Raw genomic sequence first — 265 nt, 5'->3', positions numbered from 1 at the left:
AGCCATGATTGATGGCGTTCTATATCGTATTGGTCATGTAGACTTTGCTTTGGATAAAGGTGCTACTGGTGCAAAGGCAGACAATGATTTAACGATCGATTTACTGAGCCAGCGTGCCAGCTCAGCGGTTGTGTTGTCTTGTCAAACAAGCTCCTCAACCACATGGCAAGCGCTGGCGTGCTTTTACTTTAGCGATAAAGTACGTGATAATGCCCGCTCAATGCTGGATACGCTCAAAGGCTTAGGTATTGAGTCTGTGATGCTG

General features: G+C 46.4%; 1 protein-coding gene. It reads left to right on the top strand.

Annotation, left to right across the window (positions count from 1 at the left end):
• Positions 1-265 (top strand): hypothetical protein (locus tag AAEZ03_RS27680; RefSeq protein ID WP_350583081.1); only part of this gene is annotated, 265 nt, incomplete at both ends.

It is taken from the genome of Pseudomonas sp. HY2-MNA-CIBAN-0224 (assembly GCF_040310285.1).
Classification (GTDB): domain Bacteria; phylum Pseudomonadota; class Gammaproteobacteria; order Pseudomonadales; family Pseudomonadaceae; genus Aquipseudomonas; species Aquipseudomonas helleri.
The sequence above is the reverse complement of the archived record's forward strand: the minus strand, read 5'-3'. Positions and strand labels throughout refer to the sequence as shown.